Below are 16423 nucleotides of genomic sequence, written 5' to 3' on the forward strand. Positions count from 1 at the left end.
GTCAGGCCTCCCGCCGGGCCGTCACGAGGGAGGCTGCGCCCCCGCGGGGGGCAATGAACACACGAAGTGATGAATGTGGGGGCATGGGTTGAGTCTCCTTTGAGGGCGGCCATGATACGGTTGCCGGCCGCGGGCCCAATGTCTCTGGCGTGACCGGGTGCAACCCTAGAATGCCGCCACAACGCCATGAAAATTCTCATCTCCAACGACGACGGTTACCAGGCACCAGGCATCGTCGCACTGCACGACGCACTCAAGGACATCGCCGACGTCGAGGTCGTCGCACCGGAACACAACAACAGCGCCAAGTCGAATGCATTGACGCTGGCGGCACCGCTCTATGTGCATGCGGCGCACAACGGCTTCCGGTATGTGACCGGCACGCCCGCGGACTGCGTCCACATTGCGCTGAAAGGCCTGCTGGGCTACCGGCCGGACCTGGTCGTCTCAGGCATCAACAATGGCGCCAACATGGGGGACGACACGATCTATTCAGGGACCGTGGGTGCGGCCATGGAGGCGTACCTCTTCGGCATCCCGGCGATTGCGTTCTCGCAGACGGAGAAGGGTTGGGCGCACATCGAAGCCGCGGCGGAAGTCGCGCGGCGGCTGGTGCTGCAGATCGAGCGCGAGCGCATGCTCGAAGGGCCGGCCTTCCTGCTCAACGTGAACGTGCCGAACCTGCCGTTTGCCGAATTGCAGGCCACCAAGGTCTGCCGGCTCGGGCGGCGCCATTCGGCGGAGAAGGTCATCACGCAAGACAGCCCGCGTGGCGAAACCATGTACTGGATTGCCGGTGCCGGCAGCGCCAAGGACAGCGGAGAAGGCACGGATTTCCATGCCGCGTCGCTGGGCCATGTCGCGCTGACGCCATTGCAGATCGACCTCACCGATCACGCCAACCTCGGCGCCTGGCGCGACGCGGTCGCACGCCTCACCAGCTGATGGCCACGCAGCGCCCGAGTTTCCCGGTCCGGCTCAAGCCGACCACGTCCGCCGTCTTGCAGGGTCGCACTTCCGCCGTTCCGGTGCGGCCTGCCGTGCTCAGCAGCACGCCTTCGATGGCGTCCGACGCGGTACGCGCCCGCATGGTGCAGAAGCTTGCGGCGCAAGGCATTGCCGACACGCGCGTCCTGCGCGCCATGGGTGCCGTGGAACGCCATCGTTTCGTCGACAGCGCGCTGGTCAACCAGGCCTACGAAGACACGAGCTTGCCGATCGGCCTCGGCCAGACCATTTCCAAGCCCAATGTCGTGGCCCGCATGGTCGAGTTGCTGCTCGGCGCGCCGGCCTTGAATGGCAAGCCGAACGATCGACTCGGACGCGTGATGGAGATCGGCACCGGATGCGGCTACCAGGCCGCGGTGCTGAGCCATGTGGCGAGCGAGGTCTACAGCATCGAGCGCCTGCGCGGCTTGCACGAGAAGGCGCGTTCGAACCTGCGGCCGTTTCGTCTGGCGACAGTGCACCTGTTGCTGGGCGACGGCATGATCGGCTATGCGAAGGGTGCGCCGTATGCCGGCATCATCGCGGCCGCCGGTGGCGAGTCAGTGCCGGAAGAATGGATTTCGCAGATCGCTGTCGGTGGGCGTATCGTGGCGCCCACACACGCCGTCTCAGGCGGACAAGCGCTGGTCGTGATTGACAAAACCGCCGCCGGCGTGCAGCGCCGCGTTCTTGAGGCGGTCCACTTTGTCCCCCTAAAATCGGGAATTGCTTGAAGGAAGAACTAATGCAGGGTATTGGCAATCGGAGCTGGGTCGCCGGCGTTTCGCTGGGGTTGACGCTCGTGATTGCGGGTTGTGCCACGCCACGCAGTCCCGCACCCGTTGAGGACCGCGGGGTGATGACGAGGACACCGGCGCCTTCCGCGCCTGTCGTCGCCAACCCCGGTGGCTCGCCATTGACCGTTGACCAGCAGGGCCGCCCCCTGGCGGGCATCGAGAACTATGGCAAGCCCGGTTATTACGCGGTGCGTCCGGGCGACACCATTCGCCGCATCGGTGCCGACACCGGACAGCGCTGGCAGGACGTTGCCCGCTGGAACAACCTGGAGAACCCCGACCAGATCGAAGTGGGTCAGGTCCTGCGCGTCATCCCGCCGCTTGGCAACGTGGCCACCGTGCCGGCGACCGTCGGCCCGACCCCGCCGGTCACCCCGGCCGTGGTCACGGCACCGGCCGCCGCATCGACCGGAGCCGCAAGTGCAGCCGCCGTGGCCGCAGCCGCTGCAGCAAGCACGCCGGCGGCAAGTACACCCGTCAAGCCGCCGGTCACGACCTCATCCGTCGCGCCTGCGGCAGCGGCTTCTGGCGACGAGGACGTCGGCTGGATCTGGCCGGCGCAGGGCAGCCTGGTCGCGGGCTTCGATGAAGTAAAGAACAAGGGCCTGGACATTGCCGGCAAGGCTGGCGAACCAGTGCTTGCGGCCGCTGATGGTCAGGTGGTGTACGCGGGTGCCAACCTGCGCGCCTATGGCAACCTGATCATTCTGAAACACAACAGTACCTACCTCACGGCGTACGCGCACAATCAGACGCTGCTGGTCAAGGAAGACCAGACGGTGCAAAAGGGCCAGAAGATCGCCGAGATGGGTAACAGCGGGACTGACCGCGTCAAGTTGCATTTCGAGATTCGCCGTCAAGGCAAGCCGGTCGATCCGGCGCGCTACCTGCCGCCTCGATAGCGACCGTGCCCGACGCCCAACACAGGGGCGCGGGCGGTGGATACCCCATGTGCTGATCTCACACAACGCCTGCGATTACCGCAGGCGCGGAGGGAACAGATGGCGTCCCAGAGCGACGAAGACCCGCAGCGCCTCCCGGGTCGGGAACCATTACAGGGGCTTGAAGGTGGCGACTCGCTGACTCGCTACCTTCGTGACGTTCGGCGCACGCAACTCTTCACTTCCGCCGAAGAGTTCCAGACCGCATCGGCGGCGCGCGCCGGCGACTTTTCGGCGCGCCAGTCGATGATCGAGCACAACCTGCGGCTGGTGGTCAACATTGCCAAGGGATACCTCGGCCGAGGGGTGCCGCTCGCCGATCTCATCGAAGAGGGCAATCTCGGATTGATGCACGCCATCAACAAGTTCGAACCGGAGCGTGGCTTTCGCTTCTCGACCTATGCGACTTGGTGGATACGTCAATCGACCGAGCGGGCCGTGATGAATCAAGGCCGTGCGATCCGGTTGCCGGTGCACGTGGTGCGTGAATTGCAGCAGGTGCTTCGTGCGCGACGAACGCTCGAAGGCGATCCGGAGTTCGTGGCGCGTCGACCGGACGGCGTTCGTGTCGAGGACATTGCCGCGCTGTTGGGGCGCGACATCCAGGAGGTGAGCGCATTGCTGGTATTGGCCGAGACGCCGCGCTCGCTTGGCGCGGGCGGCGAGCACGGCGGCGAGGACGGTTTGAGCGTGGCCGACACGGTGGCATCGGATGACAATGCCACCGATCCGTCCGGCGTGACGCATTCGCACGAAGTCGAGCAGCTGCTCAACAACTGGATCGAGGCGCTCAGTTGCCGCGAGCGCGAAGTGCTGGAAGGCCGCTATGGCTTGCACGACCGCGAGCCCGAAACGCTCGAAATACTGAGCGTGCGCCTTGGCCTCACGCGCGAGCGGGTGCGCCAGATCCAGAACGAGGCACTGGCCAAGATGCGCCGCCACCTGATGCGCGCGGGTATTGGCCGCGACGCGCTTTTTTGAAGTGACCCATGCTCAGCGGCCGTGCAATGCGCCTGGCGCCTCGTCCGTGCCGAACCGGCAGGCGCCGTCGGCGCATCCCGCGCTGAGACAATGGGCGCATGACAACAGAAACAGCAGAGAAGAAAGTCCCGCCACTCCCCGACGAATGGCTGCAGGTCGAATCGCTCGACCTCGACGCGCAAGGCGTGGCGCACAGGTCCGATGGCAAGGTGGTTTTCATCGAAGGCGCACTGCCTTTCGAGGAAGTGCAGATCAAGGTATTGCGAAAGAAGAACAACTGGGAGCAGGGCGTGCTCACCGCGTTGCAGCGCGAGTCGCCGCAGCGCGTGCGGCCGGGCTGCAAGCATTTCGGCCTGCATCCGGGCGCATGCGGCGGTTGCAAGATGCAGCACCTCGATGCTGCCGCGCAGGTGGCCGTCAAGCAGCGCGCACTGGAGGATGCGCTGTGGCATCTCGGAAAGGTCAAGCCTGACAACATGTTGCGGCCGCTGGAAGGTCCGTCGTGGCACTATCGCTACCGCGCGCGGCTGTCGGTGCGGCACGTGATCAAGAAGGGCGTGGTGCTGATCGGGTTCCACGAGCGCAAGAGCAGCTATGTGGCCGACATGACCGAGTGCCCGGTGCTGCCGGCGCAAGTCAGCGATCTGCTGGTGCCGCTGCGCGGCCTCATCGATTCGATGGAAGCGCGCCAGACCTGCCCGCAGATCGAACTGGCCTGCGGGGATGCGCCCGGCGGCACGACGCTCGGCGTGATTGCACTGGTGCTGAGGCACCTCGAGCCGCTGTCCGCCACTGACATTGCGCGGCTCCGCGCCTTTGCCCTCGCACACCCCGGCGTCCAGTGGTGGCTGCAGGCCAAGGGCCCGGAAACGGTCAAGTTGCTCGACGAAGGCGGTGCGCCGCTGTCGTACGACTTGCCGGATTTCGGCATCCGCATGCCGTTCAAGCCCACCGACTTCACGCAGGTCAATCCGCACATCAACCGTGTGCTCGTCACGCGCGCCTTGCGCATGCTCGACGTGCGCCGCGAGGAACGCGTGATCGACTGGTTCTGCGGACTGGGCAACTTCACGCTGCCGCTGGCCACGCAGGCCGGCGAAGTGCTGGGCATCGAGGGCAGCGATACGCTGGTGGCGCGCGCCAACGAGAACTTCAAGCGGAATCGGGCGAACGCATCCGACAGCCGTCCGCTGAGCCCGACCCGGTTCGTCTCGCGCAACCTGTTCGAGATGACGCCCGAAATGCTGATCGCCGATGGCCGAGCGGATCGCTGGCTGGTCGACCCGCCGCGCGAAGGCGCCTTCGCGCTGGCCAAGGCGGTGGCCGAGTTGCACCAGGAACCTGAACGCCGCGGCGACTGGGCGCCACCGAAGCGCATCGTCTACGTGAGTTGCAACCCGGCCACGTTGGCACGCGACGCCGGCTTGCTGGTGCATCAAGGCGGCTACCGCTGCAGCCACGCCGGCGTGATCAACATGTTCCCGCACACGGCGCACGTTGAGTCGATGGCCGTGTTCGATCTCGAATAGTTCGCGTCCCAAATGACAAAAGGGGCCGAACGGCCCCTTTGTTGTCTGCGCTCTTGCGACTCAGTCTCGTTCGCCACCAAAGATGCCCAGCAGTGCCAGCAGGCTCTGGAACACATTGAACAAGTCGAGGTAGAGCGACAGCGTCGCGCTGATGTAGTTGGTTTCCCCGCCATCCATGATCTGCTTGAGGTCATACAGGATGTAGGCAGAGAAGATGCCGATGGCTGCGACCGAGATGGCCAGCATGCCGGCCGTGGAGCCGACGAACACGTTGATGATCGACCCGACGAACAACACCATCACGCCGACGAAGAGGAACTTGCCCATGCCCGACAGGTCGCGCTTGATCACTGTTGCAAGCGAAGCCATCACGAAGAAGACGCCGGCCGTGCCGCCGAATGCGGTCATGACGAGTTCAGAGCCGTTCTTGAAGCCCAGTACCTGCGCAATCAGGCGCGAGAGCATCAGGCCCATGAAGAAGGTGAAGCCAAGCAACACCGGCACGCCGGCGGCCGAGTTTTTCGTCTTTTCAATGGCAAAGATGAAGCCGAATGCGCCTGCGAGGAAGACGATCAGGCCGAAGCCGCCACTGAGGCTCGCGGTGATGCCAGTCTGCACGCCGATCCACGCGCCCAGCACGGTCGGGATGAGGCTGAGGGTCAACAGCCAATAGGTGTTGCGCAGGACGCGCTGGCGCTCGGCCTGCGGCAGCGCCTGGCTGTAGCCGGCGGCGACGTCGATGGAAGTGACGCGGTCGTTCATCTTGAAATACTCCTTTGGTACTGCTGACTGCAATTGGGTGCATTTTAGAGCGCGACAAGGGGTCTGCAGCAAAAACCGCGCCGGCCTGTCGCCGTTATGCTTGTAGGTTCACTTCGCAAACCACATCGATCATGAAGACCAAGTCCTATCTCGAACTTGCCGACGTCAAGGCCATCGCCGCCGCAGCTGAGGCGGAAGCGCTCAAGAACAACTGGGCGGTGACGATCGCCATCGCCGATGACGGCGGCAATCTGCTGTGGCTGCAACGCCTCGACGGCGCCAACGCCCTCTCTGCGCACATCGCGCCCGCCAAGGCACACACCGCGGCCATGGGCCGGCGCGACAGCAAGGGTTATGAAGACATCATCAATGGTGGACGTACCGCGTTCCTGACCGTGCCTGCCTTGCACGGCATGCTCGAAGGCGGCGTGGCCATTGTCAAGGACGGGCAGGTGATCGGCGCGGTGGGCGTGAGCGGCGTCAAGTCCAATGAAGACGCACAGGTCGCCCAGGTCGGGATCGCGGCGATCGGCCTCTGACCTTTCGCCGCCGCAAAGCAAAACGCCGACCCCGTGGTCGGCGTTTTTGTTTGGCGGCATCGTGAAAAAAAAGCTTGGCTAGTCGGCAAGCCGTTGGCTAGCAAAAAACGACCTTCGGAGAGCTTCTCTCCTCGGTCGCCCCACGATGAAACTTGCCCAGGACGACAGGCCGGCCCTACTTGGTGAGGATCAGCTTGCCCAGTTTGGTGGCTTGAAGGCGGTAGAGCGACCCGTTGTGCAGGATCCCGACCGTCTTGTTGCCTTGCAGCAGCGCCGCGCTTTCCACCAGCGGCACGGGTTTTTCGCCAATTGCCACACCTCGGCCATCTGCGCGGTCCAGTGAAGGATGGCTCAGGACGGAGAAGGAGGTCAGGGTGGTTTGCATGGCGAGGGCCTTTGCTGAATCGATAAGTTAATGATAATGATTCGCAATACATTTGTCAATCGGAATGATTGAAAATGCAGTCAAAAGATCTTGATTACTTCGCCTCGGGTTCGGTGATGAAGCCGATCTTGCGCACGCCGGCCTCGCGCGCTGCGGACATCGCCTTGGCCACGCGCTCGTAGCGCACTTCCTTGTCACCGCGGATGTGCAGTTCGGGCTGCGGCTCCTTTCCGGCTTCGGCGGCAAGGCGCGGTCCCAGGTCGGCATCGCTGATCAACTGGTCGTTCCAGTAGTAGTTGCCGTCGGCCCTGATGCTGAAGACGATGTTCTCGGGCTTGGTCAGCTCGCGCTCGCTGCTGGCGCGCGGCAGGTCGATGGCGACGGCGTGCTTCATCACGGGCACGGTGATGATGAAGATGATCAGGAGGACCAGCATGACGTCGACGAGCGGCGTCATGTTGATCTCGTTCATCACCTCATCGGGCTCGTCTTGGGTTCCGAAGGCCATGGTGCTCAGCCTTTCTTCAGCGGCAGCACGTTGGCCGGCTCGCTGCTCTGGACGCGGGCGCCCGTGACGAAGTAGGCGTGCAGGTCATGCGCGAAGCTGTTGAGCTTGGTCAGCACGAACTTGTTTCCGCGCACCAGCGCGTTGTAGCCCAGCACCGCCGGAATGGCCACGGCCAGCCCCAGCGCAGTCATGATGAGCGCCTCGCCGATCGGGCCCGCAACCTTGTCGATGGTGGCCTGGCCGGCGCTGCTGATGCTCATCAGTGCGTGGTAGATGCCCCAGACCGTGCCGAACAAGCCGATGAATGGCGCGGTGGAACCGACCGAGGCCAGGATGGCCAGCCCGCTCTGCAGGCGCGCGGTGAATTCGTCGATGCCGTTGCGCAGGCAGCGCGTGACCCAGTCGCTCACGTCGAGCGAATCATGCAGATGCGCCTTGGTGTTGCGATGGTGCGCGGTGGCTTCGCGGCCTTCCAGCGCGAGGACTCGGAACGGGTTGGCGTCGTCCTTGCCGAGCTTGTTCAGTGCAGTGGCAAAGTCCTCGCTGTGCCAGAAGTCGGACGAGCCGCGGGCCAGGCGCTTGTAGCGGATGATGTCCAGCGCCTTGATCAGGATGACGATCCAGGACGCGAGTGACATGCCGATCAGCAGCAGCGCGACGCCGCGGGTGACGATGTCGCCTTGTGCCCACAGGTTCATCAGGCCAAATTGGGAATCCATGCGTTGCTCCAGATCTATTCGGGTTTTGTGAAATTGATGGGCGCCAGGAAGTAGCGCAGTGTTTCTTCGTTGACGCCGGGGCGGGTCAGCGGCGTGATTTGCGATTTCAGGACCGCGTCGCGCGCGGCCTGGTCCAAGCGCTCATAGCCGCTGGAGGTCCGGATCTCGGCGCGCTTGGGAATGCCGGCGTTGTTGAAGTACACGGCGATGACCACGCGGCCGAACTCGCCCATGCGCTCGCTCACGCGCGGGAGGATCGGCTTGGGCTCCCGGATGTACTGGACTTGTCCCTCGGTGAGTTCGATCACGCGCGGGGGCGCAGGCGGCGCGGGAGGGGGCGCGGGTGGAGTTGGCTCTGGCTCTGGCGGCGCCGGGGCGGCGACCGGTGCAGGCGGCGGTGGCGGCTCGACCGTGCCGGTGGGCGCATTGGGTGTCGGCGGCGCGGGTGTCCGGATGGCCTGCGGACGCGGCGGCGGGGGCGTCTTTGTGACCTCGCGCTTCACCGGAGGCGGCGGTGGGGGCGGCGGCGGAGGCGGCTCTACGGGCTTGGGTGGCGCGATCAATTCGCTGAGGATTTCAATGGGGATCACCACCTCGGCTGCCTTGCGGATCAGCCCGGTCTGGAGCGCCCAAAGGGCGGCGACGTGGAACAAGACCACGCCGCTGGCGATGACAGTGTTGCGGGATAGCCCGGCGGGAGCATTGAAGCGGTCAGACACGAGCGATCTATTCAACGAAGGGTGGACGCATGGAGCGCCCGGATGCAGCAACAACCGCTATTTGCTAAAAATCCACCAGGCTGAACCGGCCACGAAAATCAGGCTGCCGACGAGCGTTGCGATGAGTTCCATGACTTGCTGCCCTTGATGGAGTTGGCAAGCTGGATCACGTGCGCCTCGTCACCGCGATGAATTGCGGCAACCGGATGCGAAGCACTGCACTGCGCGAACACGTCGCGGGCACATCCTTCGCACTGGCCACACTGGGTGGCAACGCCAAGTTCGAATTGCACTTCGTCGAACGTCATGCCGGCTCGCGCATGACGCGCGATTTCTCGGTCGGACACTCGGCGGCAGACGCAGACGATCATGGCGAAGAGGCAGCGGTTGGCTGGCTGTTGGTGAAGACTTGATTATAAATACGAATCTCTCGCATTTGCAATAACTATCCGTCCAGCGGGGTCGGAGGATTGCCCCGGTGCCGGACAAGACGGGCGAGCAGCATGTGCCTTGACGGTGCCGCTTGCCTCTGAAGCCTGGCTTGCCCGGCCGAATGATCGAGCGCGAAACCGATGAGGCCGAAAAGCAAGGGACCGATCAGCCAATCTGCCGAACTGACCCGAATGCCACGTGCAAGGTCTTCAGTCAATACCCGCGGCGGCGGTTGTCGGCACGGCCATTCATCGGGCGGTGCGGGGGGCAGTTCAGCCTGGGATGCCGGCGACCCTGTCGCTGATGAGAATGAATGCTAATCACAAGTAAAGTCCGGGCATGAAAAAAGGGCCGAAGCCCTTTGGTGGAATGGTCCTCGCGAGCCTGGCGGCACGTTCAGGCCGCTTCACCCATCTGGCTCTGCAGGTAGTTCTGCAGGCCGACTTTCCCGACCAGGTCGATCTGGGTTTCAAGGAAGTCGATGTGCTCCTCGGTGTCGTCGAGGATCTTCTGCAGCAGGTCGCGCGACACATAGTCACGCACCGACTCGCACTGGGCGATGCCGGCCTTGATGGTGGCTTGCGCTGCGGTCTCGCTCCTGAGGTCGCAAGCGAGGATTTCCGGCACGTCTTCGCCGACGTTCAACTTGCCAAGATCCTGCAAGTTGGGCAGGCCGTCGAGCATGAAGATGCGGTCCATGAGCCAGTCGGCGTGCTTCATTTCGCCGATGGATTCTTCGTATTCCTTCTTGGCCAACTTGTCGAGGCCCCAGTGCTTCAGCATGCGGTAGTGCAGGAAGTACTGGTTGATGGCGGTCAGCTCGTTCTTGAGCTGCGCCTGGAGGTGTTCGATGACTTGAGGGTCGCCCTTCATGGTGTTTTCCTTATTGTGAACTGCCAATTGTGCGAGTTCGTTCACATAGGACGCAAGTTAAGACCCCTTGTTCGCAGTCTGCATGCGTTTGATGGCGATACGCGTTCGCATTGGGGATGACCCTGTCTCATAGCCGTGACAGTGCCTTTTAATAGTTATGGTCTATCAAAGTGACAATATGAATTGGGTATACTCATGGCTCACCCTTTCATTCACTGTCACTTCGTTCAAGGAACCAGGCATGTCTCTTATCAACACCGAAATCATTCCCTTCAAGGCCACCGCGTATCACAACGGCAAGTTCGTTCCGGTGAGCAATGAAAACTTCAAGGGCAAGTGGTCGGTCGTGGTGTTCTATCCCGCAGACTTCACCTTCGTCTGCCCGACCGAACTGGGAGACCTGGCGGACAACTACGCTGAATTCAAGAAGCTCGGCGTCGAGATCTACGGCGTGTCGACCGACACCCACTTCACCCACAAGGCTTGGCACGACACGTCGGACACGATCCGCAAGGTGCAGTACCCGCTGGTCGGTGACCCGAGCGGCCAGCTGGCCCGCGCCTTCCAAGTGATGATCGAAGAAGGCGAAGACGCCGGCCTCGCTTATCGCGGCACCTTCGTGATCGACCCGGAAGGCAAGATCAAGACCGCCGAAGTGCACGACAACGGCATCGGCCGCGACGCTGGCGAACTGCTGCGCCGCGTGAAGGCTGCGCAGTACGTGGCCGCCCACCCCGGTGAAGTCTGCCCGGCCAAGTGGACTGAAGGCGCCGAGACGCTGAAGCCGTCGTTCGACCTCGTCGGCAAGATCTAAGCACGCCTTGCGCAAAGCCCGGGCGCTCGTTTGGCCCCGGGCTTTTTTGTTCCCTTTTGATTTCTGAAAGTGAGTCTTCATGCTCGATGCAGCCACCAAAGCCCAACTCAAAAGCTATCTCGAACGCGCCACGCAGCCGATCGAAATCGTCGCGTCGCTCGACGACGGCAAGGCCTCGGCGGATGTGCTGTCGCTGCTGAAGGACGTCGCTGAAGTCTCGCCGCTGGTCAAGTTGACCGAAAGCCGAGACGACAACCATCGCAAACCTTCGTTCTCGATCAATCGCCCGAGCGAGAACCACGGCCCGCGCTTTGCCGGCCTGCCGATGGGCCATGAATTCACGTCGCTGATCCTTGCGCTGTTGCAGGTCGGCGGCTATCCCCCCAAGGTCGAGCAGGCCGTGCTCGACCAGATCCGCGCGCTCGATGGCGACTTCGAGTTCGAGATCTACGTCTCGCTGACCTGCCACAACTGCCCGGATGTCGTGCAGGCGCTGAACCTGATGGCGGTGCAGAACCCGCGCATCCGCGCCACGATGATCGAAGGCGGCACCTTCCAACAGGAAGTGAAGGAACGCCAGGTGATGGCCGTGCCGACCGTGTTCCTCAACGGCACCGAGTTCGGCCAGGGCCGCATGAGCCTGGAAGAGATCCTCGCGAAGATCGACACGAGCGGTGTAGAGCGCGAGGCGAAGAAGATTGCCGGCAAGGACCCGTTTGATGTGCTGATCGTCGGCGGCGGCCCTGCCGGTGCCGCTGCGGCGGTGTACGCCGCGCGCAAGGGCATTCGCACGGGCGTCGCTTCGGAACGCTTCGGTGGCCAGGTGCTGGACACCATGGGCATCGAGAACTTCATCTCGATCAAGGAAACCGAAGGGCCGAAGTTCGCGCACGCGCTGGAAGAGCATGTGCGCGACTACGACGTGGACATCATGAACCTGCAGCGGGCCAGGGCCCTGGTGCCGGGCAAGGAGTTCATCGAGGTTCAACTCGAAAGCGGGGCCTCGCTCAAGAGCAAGTCCATCGTGATTTCGACCGGCGCGCGCTGGCGCAACATCAATGTGCCTGGCGAGCACGAGTTCAAGAACAAGGGCGTGGCCTACTGCCCGCATTGCGACGGCCCGTTGTTCAAGGGCAAGCGCGTTGCGGTGATCGGCGGCGGCAACTCGGGCGTCGAAGCGGCGATCGACCTGGCCGGCATCGTGGGCCACGTCACGCTGATCGAGTTCGACACGCAACTGCGCGCCGACGCGGTGCTGCAACGCAAGCTCAAGAGCCTGAAGAACGTCGACATCTACACCAACGCGCAGACCACCGAGATCACCGGCGACCAGAAGGTCAACGGCTTGGTCTTCAAGGACCGCGCGACGGGCGAACTGAAGACGGTGCCGCTAGAAGGCGTGTTCATCCAGATCGGCCTGGTGCCCAACACCGACTGGCTCAAGGGCACGGTCGAGTTGTCGAAGCACGGCGAGATCATCGTGGACGCCAAGGGCCAGACTTCGGTGCCGGGCGTGTTCGCGGCGGGCGACGTGACGACGGTGCCGTTCAAGCAGATCATCATCGCGGCGGGCGAGGGCGCAAAGGCGGCGCTCAGCGCGTTCGACCACCTGATTCGCACTTCTGCGCCGGCCGAGGATTCCGCGGCGGTCAATAGTCTTGCGCCGGAAGAAGTCCTGTAAATGCGAACTATTCGCATATAATTTTGGACCCGGGCACTTATCGCCCGGCCCACCGCCAGCCAGGCCCCCGGTGCGCATTCGCGCGCGGTCCAGCGAGCAGTTCCACGACAACTGTTTTCCCTGGACCCTTCGTGCCCGCCCACTGCGCCCCCGTATTCCCCGCATTCCCCGTACTCCGCCTACGCACCCTGACCTTGCTGATCGCCTGTGGCCATGCCGCTGGCGCCTCGGCCCAAGACAGCACGCGCACATCCGTGCTCAAGGAGGTCGTGGTCAGCGCCACGCGTTCCGAGCAAAGCAAGGACGACCTGCCCGCGACCGTCGAGGTGATCGACCGCAAGACCATCGAGTCGGAGCAGATCAATGACATTCGTGATGCCGTGCGTGACGTGCCCAACGTGTCGGTCAGGCGCGCACCAGCCCGCTTCGGCCTTGCGCTGGGTAACACCGGACGCGACGGCAATGCTGGCTTCAACATCCGCGGCCTCGACGGCAACCGCGTGCTGCTGCTGACCGACGGCGTGCGGACGCCGCGCAGCTATGTGTTCAGCGCCAATGCCTTCGGGCGTGACTACTTCGACGTCAACCTGATCGAGCGCATCGAGATCGTCAAGGGGCCGGTCTCGGTGCTCTATGGCTCCGATGGCTTGGCCGGGTTGGTCAACTTCATCACGCGCGAACCGGCCTCGTATCTGCGCGACGGCAAGGCCTTCGGTGGAAGCGCGAGCATTGCGTACAGCGGCGACGACGACGGCTGGAACACCGGCGTGACCCTGGCGGGCAAGCCGAGCGAGACGGTGCAATGGTTGCTTTCCGCAAGCGTCGGCCGCACCCATGAACTTGAGAACATGGGCCAGAACTATTCGGCCAACACGGACCGCACGGCCCCCAATCCGGAGCGTGACAAGAACCAGGGCCTGCTGGCCAAGGTGATCCTCACGCCCAACGCCGCCCAGCGCCACACCTTCACGCTGGAGCACGTCGACAAGACGGCGAAGTACGACCTGCTGTCGGGCCTGTCCAAGCCGCCGCTCAATTCGACCTCGGTGATCGGCCTCGACGCCAAGACCGACATGCAGCGAGACCGGCTCACCTGGGATGGCCGCGTGCGGATCGACTCCGCAGTGGCCGACAACCTGCAGGCGATCGTGAGTTACCAGAAAGCCAAGTCCCGCGAGTACATCTTCGAAGACCGCCTGTCCGCCGCAGACCGATCCCGAGACGTGACCTTCGACGAGGCCACCTGGCAACTCAACCTGCAAGCCAGCAAGGCGATCACCATGGCCAATGGCTGGGGCCAGCGCATCACCTACGGCGCCGACTTCATCCGCACCGATGTGGAAAACCTGCAGACCGGCTTGACGCCGCCAGCCGGCGAGACCTATCCGCTCAAGCGCTTCCCCGACACGCGCGAGACCAGCGCCGCCCTCTACATCCAGGACGAATTCATCCACGACCGCTGGAGCGTCACGCCCGGCGTGCGTTTCGACCGCTTCGACCTCGATGCGGACCAGGCCGGTTTCAACGCCAATGCCGTCTCGCTCAACGGATCGGCCGTGTCGCCCAAGTTGGGCGTGCTGTTCCATGCGACGCCGGACCTGGCGCTGTATGGCAACTACGCCTCCGGCTTCAAGGCGCCCAACGCCTTCCAGGTCAACAACTTCTTCGAGAACGTGATCCAGGGTTACAAGACGATTCCGAACCCGAATCTCAAGCCCGAGAAGAGCCAGAACTTCGAACTGGGCCTGCGTGGCCGCATCGGCATCTTCCGCTTCGAAGCCGCTGCCTTCACCGGCGACTACAAGAACCTCATCGAGAACGACAAGCTGGTAGGCGGCCGTGGCATTCCGCGCATCGATCCGCTGATCTACCAGTCCGTCAACATCGGCCGCGCGCGCATCAGCGGATTCGAGTTGAAGGGCGAGTTCGACTGGCGCGAGGACGGCATCGGCATCTCGATGCCCTTTGCCTACGGCCAGACCAAGGGCACCGATCGCACCAACGACCGGCCGCTCAATTCGGTCGATCCGCAGAAGTTCAACGTTGGGCTCAAGTACACCGCGCCGACCTGGAACGTCCGGCTGGACGCGGTCTACCACGCGGCCAAGAAGCGCTCGGACGTCGATCCGACGGAAGTCACGACCGGCCTGCAGTACCTCACGCCGTCGGCGACCACGCTGGACCTCAGCGCGCAGTGGAGCATCCGAAAGGACTTGCGTCTCAACATGGCTGTCGTCAATCTCACGGATGAGAAGTACTGGATGTGGAGCGACGTGCGTGGCCTCACGACCACCTCGCCCATCCGCGATGCGTACACGCAGCCGGGCCGCCACTTCAATGTGACGCTGGTGGCAGACTTTTGATGACTGAACAAGGAAGGAACTGCTCGATGAGCCTGGAAGAGATGCGGAAACGCTTCGCCGCGCTGCGCGCCGAGGGCAAGCGCCACAAGGACGCCGCGGAGGCGATGGGCCTGAGTGAAGGCGAAGCCATCGCGGCCCACGTCGGTGCGCATGACACGCTGATCAAGTCCATTCCCTTGCGCGGGCCCTGGTTGGACCTGTTGCAGGCGCTGGAACTGTGCGGCCCGGTGCTTGCGCTCACGCGCAACGCCTCGACGGTGCATGAAAAGACGGGCGTCTACGAGAACCTCTCGGGCAGCGGCCATGTGGCGCTGGCGCTCGGCGAAGACATCGACCTGCGCATCTTCTTCAATCAATGGCACGCAGGCTTCGCGGTGACCGAGGGCGCCAGCCTGAGCCTGCAGTTCTTCAATGCGCATGGCGTGGCGGTGCACAAGGTCTTTGCGCGCCAAGGGACCGATCGTGATGCGCTGCAATCGGTCGTCGATGCGCATGCGGCAGCGGAACCGGCCATCGCGTTTTCCCCCGCAGCTCCGAAGCCCGCGCCACGCGCCGACAGCGCGATCGACGCCGCAGCGCTGGCGGTAGCCTGGGGCGCCATGCGGGACACGCACGAGTTCTTCGGCCTGCTGAACAAGTTCGAGGTCGAACGCCAGCAGAGCTTTCGCCTGACGCAGGGCGCGTTCACGCAACGCGCCGAGAAAGCTGCGGTGCGCGACCTGCTGAACGAGGCGTCGTTCGACGGCACGCCGATCATGGTGTTCGTCAGCAGCCCTGGCTGCATCCAGATCCATACCGGCCCTGTCGTGCATGTGGAGCCGATGGAGATGCGTGGCATGCAGTGGCTCAACGTGCTTGACCCCGGCTTCAACCTGCACATGCGCGAGGACCTGATCGATGCCGTGTGGATCGTGGAGAAGCCGACCAGCGATGGCGTGGTGACTTCTGTGGAGGCCTTCGATCGCGAGGGCGGGTTGATGGCCATGTTCTTCGGTGCACGCAAGCCGGGCGTGCCGGAGCGCGAGGCCTGGCGCCAGATCGTGCGCAAGTTGCCGCGCATCGAGGGGACGGCATCGAGCGCCGCGCCGGGCCGCCCCAGGCAAACTCGCGCCCCCTTGGCGAGCAGCGAGGACACGTCAATGCCGAGCGTGGGGGCCCAATGACCAATTTGAAGACGGTCGAGATCAAGGCCTTCCTGCCCGCAAAGGACTACGCGCTGTCGCAGCGCTTCTACCAGGACCTGGGCTTCACCATGGCCTCTGACGGCGGCGGCGTCTCCTACTTTCACTATGGGAACTCGAGCTTCCTCCTGTGCGAGTTCTACGTGCAGGCATTCGCGGAAAACCTGTCGATGCACCTGCTGGTGGAAGATGTGAATGCATGATTCGAGCAG

18 protein-coding genes are annotated in these 16423 nt (G+C 63.6%); 11 read left to right on the forward strand and 7 right to left on the reverse strand.

The features are described from left to right. The first annotated feature begins 186 nt into the window (after positions 1-186). The 5 genes from surE (at position 187) to rlmD (ending at position 5235) form a co-directional block, all read left to right on the forward strand. A complete protein-coding gene (gene surE, locus WKW82_RS24885; RefSeq protein WP_340345048.1) occupies positions 187-945 on the forward strand; it encodes a 5'/3'-nucleotidase SurE in 759 nt (252 codons plus the stop codon). After that, a complete protein-coding gene (locus WKW82_RS24890; protein WP_340345050.1) occupies positions 945-1721 on the forward strand; it encodes a protein-L-isoaspartate(D-aspartate) O-methyltransferase in 777 nt (258 codons plus the stop codon). Before surE ends, WKW82_RS24890 begins: the two co-directional genes overlap by 1 nt. Before the next feature lie 11 nt (positions 1722-1732). Beyond that, positions 1733-2686: a peptidoglycan DD-metalloendopeptidase family protein gene (locus tag WKW82_RS24895; RefSeq protein WP_340345196.1), complete on the forward strand. Its 954-nt coding sequence runs from the start codon at positions 1733-1735 to the stop codon at positions 2684-2686. A gap of 99 nt (positions 2687-2785) precedes the next feature. Further along, positions 2786-3706 (forward strand): sigma-70 family RNA polymerase sigma factor, encoded by a 921-nt coding sequence (locus tag WKW82_RS24900; protein WP_340345051.1) that lies wholly within the window; start codon positions 2786-2788, stop codon positions 3704-3706. Between the two features lie 98 nt (positions 3707-3804). After that, the gene (gene rlmD, locus WKW82_RS24905) at positions 3805-5235 is read left to right on the forward strand and encodes a 23S rRNA (uracil(1939)-C(5))-methyltransferase RlmD (RefSeq protein ID WP_340345053.1); all 1431 of its coding nucleotides are present in this window, start codon (positions 3805-3807) and stop codon (positions 5233-5235) included. 60 nt (positions 5236-5295) lie between these two features. On the opposite strand, the gene WKW82_RS24910 is transcribed toward rlmD, so the two are convergent. Then, positions 5296-5997 carry a Bax inhibitor-1/YccA family protein gene (locus WKW82_RS24910; protein WP_340345054.1) on the reverse strand — a complete coding sequence of 234 codons (702 nt, stop codon included), beginning with the start codon at positions 5995-5997 and terminating at the stop codon, positions 5296-5298. Positions 5998-6128: 131 nt separating this feature from the next. Between WKW82_RS24910 and WKW82_RS24915 the strand changes: the two genes are divergently transcribed. Continuing rightward, positions 6129-6536: a GlcG/HbpS family heme-binding protein gene (locus WKW82_RS24915; protein ID WP_340345197.1), complete on the forward strand. Its 408-nt coding sequence runs from the start codon at positions 6129-6131 to the stop codon at positions 6534-6536. Between the two features lie 175 nt (positions 6537-6711). Here the strand turns inward: WKW82_RS24915 and hemP are convergent, their stop codons facing one another. The 6 genes from hemP to bfr form a co-directional block, all read right to left on the reverse strand. Continuing rightward, entirely contained in the window at positions 6712-6921 is a 210-nt protein-coding gene (gene hemP, locus WKW82_RS24920) for a hemin uptake protein HemP (RefSeq protein WP_340345055.1), read from the reverse strand. A gap of 94 nt (positions 6922-7015) precedes the next feature. Continuing rightward, the gene (locus WKW82_RS24925) at positions 7016-7429 is read right to left on the reverse strand and encodes an ExbD/TolR family protein (RefSeq protein WP_340345056.1); all 414 of its coding nucleotides are present in this window, start codon (positions 7427-7429) and stop codon (positions 7016-7018) included. A gap of 5 nt (positions 7430-7434) precedes the next feature. Then, on the reverse strand, positions 7435-8148 hold the full coding sequence (locus WKW82_RS24930; RefSeq protein ID WP_340345057.1) for a MotA/TolQ/ExbB proton channel family protein: 714 nt from the start codon (positions 8146-8148) through the stop codon (positions 7435-7437). A 14-nt stretch (positions 8149-8162) separates the two neighbouring features. After that, the gene (locus tag WKW82_RS24935; protein ID WP_340345059.1) at positions 8163-8867 is read right to left on the reverse strand and encodes a TonB family protein; all 705 of its coding nucleotides are present in this window, start codon (positions 8865-8867) and stop codon (positions 8163-8165) included. A 98-nt stretch (positions 8868-8965) separates the two neighbouring features. After that, positions 8966-9238 carry a (2Fe-2S)-binding protein gene (locus tag WKW82_RS24940; protein ID WP_340345061.1) on the reverse strand — a complete coding sequence of 91 codons (273 nt, stop codon included), beginning with the start codon at positions 9236-9238 and terminating at the stop codon, positions 8966-8968. Between the two features lie 457 nt (positions 9239-9695). Beyond that, positions 9696-10172, reverse strand: a complete 477-nt coding sequence (bfr, locus tag WKW82_RS24945; protein WP_340345062.1) for a bacterioferritin — start codon at positions 10170-10172, stop codon at positions 9696-9698. Positions 10173-10413: 241 nt separating this feature from the next. Here bfr and ahpC point away from each other — a divergent pair, with 241 nt between their 5' ends. The 5 genes from ahpC to WKW82_RS24970 all read left to right on the forward strand — a co-directional run bounded on the left by ahpC (position 10414) and on the right by WKW82_RS24970 (position 16414). After that, the gene (gene ahpC, locus WKW82_RS24950; protein ID WP_340333918.1) at positions 10414-10986 is read left to right on the forward strand and encodes an alkyl hydroperoxide reductase subunit C; all 573 of its coding nucleotides are present in this window, start codon (positions 10414-10416) and stop codon (positions 10984-10986) included. Positions 10987-11065: 79 nt separating this feature from the next. Further along, complete coding sequence (ahpF, locus tag WKW82_RS24955; protein WP_340345063.1) at positions 11066-12667, forward strand: alkyl hydroperoxide reductase subunit F; 1602 nt, start codon at positions 11066-11068, stop codon at positions 12665-12667. 194 nt (positions 12668-12861) lie between these two features. After that, a complete protein-coding gene (locus tag WKW82_RS24960) occupies positions 12862-15030 on the forward strand; it encodes a TonB-dependent hemoglobin/transferrin/lactoferrin family receptor (RefSeq protein ID WP_340345065.1) in 2169 nt (722 codons plus the stop codon). Positions 15031-15056: 26 nt separating this feature from the next. Further along, the gene (locus WKW82_RS24965) at positions 15057-16193 is read left to right on the forward strand and encodes a hemin-degrading factor (RefSeq protein ID WP_340345067.1); all 1137 of its coding nucleotides are present in this window, start codon (positions 15057-15059) and stop codon (positions 16191-16193) included. After that, positions 16190-16414, forward strand: coding sequence for a VOC family protein (locus tag WKW82_RS24970; RefSeq protein ID WP_340345068.1), 225 nt, complete (start codon positions 16190-16192; stop codon positions 16412-16414). Before WKW82_RS24965 ends, WKW82_RS24970 begins: the two co-directional genes overlap by 4 nt. Positions 16415-16423 lie beyond the last annotated feature (9 nt).

Origin of the sequence: Variovorax rhizosphaerae (assembly GCF_037889975.1) — a bacterium.
In the GTDB taxonomy this organism is placed as follows: Bacteria; Pseudomonadota; Gammaproteobacteria; order Burkholderiales; family Burkholderiaceae_C; genus Variovorax; species Variovorax rhizosphaerae.

Bases quoted from the DNA above. Each gene is read 5' to 3' on its own strand.
- WKW82_RS24900 (WP_340345051.1), top strand. From the start codon at position 2,786: ATGGCGTCCCAGAGCGACGAAGACCCGCAGCGCCTCCCGGGTCGGGAA.
- WKW82_RS24965 (WP_340345067.1), top strand. From the start codon at position 15,057: ATGAGCCTGGAAGAGATGCGGAAACGCTTCGCCGCGCTGCGCGCCGAG.
- WKW82_RS24895 (WP_340345196.1), top strand. From the start codon at position 1,733: ATGCAGGGTATTGGCAATCGGAGCTGGGTCGCCGGCGTTTCGCTGGGG.
- WKW82_RS24925 (WP_340345056.1), bottom strand. From the start codon at position 7,429: ATGGCCTTCGGAACCCAAGACGAGCCCGATGAGGTGATGAACGAGATC.
- hemP (WP_340345055.1), bottom strand. From the start codon at position 6,921: ATGCAAACCACCCTGACCTCCTTCTCCGTCCTGAGCCATCCTTCACTG.
- WKW82_RS24890 (WP_340345050.1), top strand. From the start codon at position 945: ATGGCCACGCAGCGCCCGAGTTTCCCGGTCCGGCTCAAGCCGACCACG.
- ahpF (WP_340345063.1), top strand. From the start codon at position 11,066: ATGCTCGATGCAGCCACCAAAGCCCAACTCAAAAGCTATCTCGAACGC.
- WKW82_RS24970 (WP_340345068.1), top strand. From the start codon at position 16,190: ATGACCAATTTGAAGACGGTCGAGATCAAGGCCTTCCTGCCCGCAAAG.
- WKW82_RS24940 (WP_340345061.1), bottom strand. From the start codon at position 9,238: ATGATCGTCTGCGTCTGCCGCCGAGTGTCCGACCGAGAAATCGCGCGT.
- surE (WP_340345048.1), top strand. From the start codon at position 187: ATGAAAATTCTCATCTCCAACGACGACGGTTACCAGGCACCAGGCATC.
- rlmD (WP_340345053.1), top strand. From the start codon at position 3,805: ATGACAACAGAAACAGCAGAGAAGAAAGTCCCGCCACTCCCCGACGAA.
- bfr (WP_340345062.1), bottom strand. From the start codon at position 10,172: ATGAAGGGCGACCCTCAAGTCATCGAACACCTCCAGGCGCAGCTCAAG.
- ahpC (WP_340333918.1), top strand. From the start codon at position 10,414: ATGTCTCTTATCAACACCGAAATCATTCCCTTCAAGGCCACCGCGTAT.
- WKW82_RS24915 (WP_340345197.1), top strand. From the start codon at position 6,129: ATGAAGACCAAGTCCTATCTCGAACTTGCCGACGTCAAGGCCATCGCC.
- WKW82_RS24910 (WP_340345054.1), bottom strand. From the start codon at position 5,997: ATGAACGACCGCGTCACTTCCATCGACGTCGCCGCCGGCTACAGCCAG.
- WKW82_RS24930 (WP_340345057.1), bottom strand. From the start codon at position 8,148: ATGGATTCCCAATTTGGCCTGATGAACCTGTGGGCACAAGGCGACATC.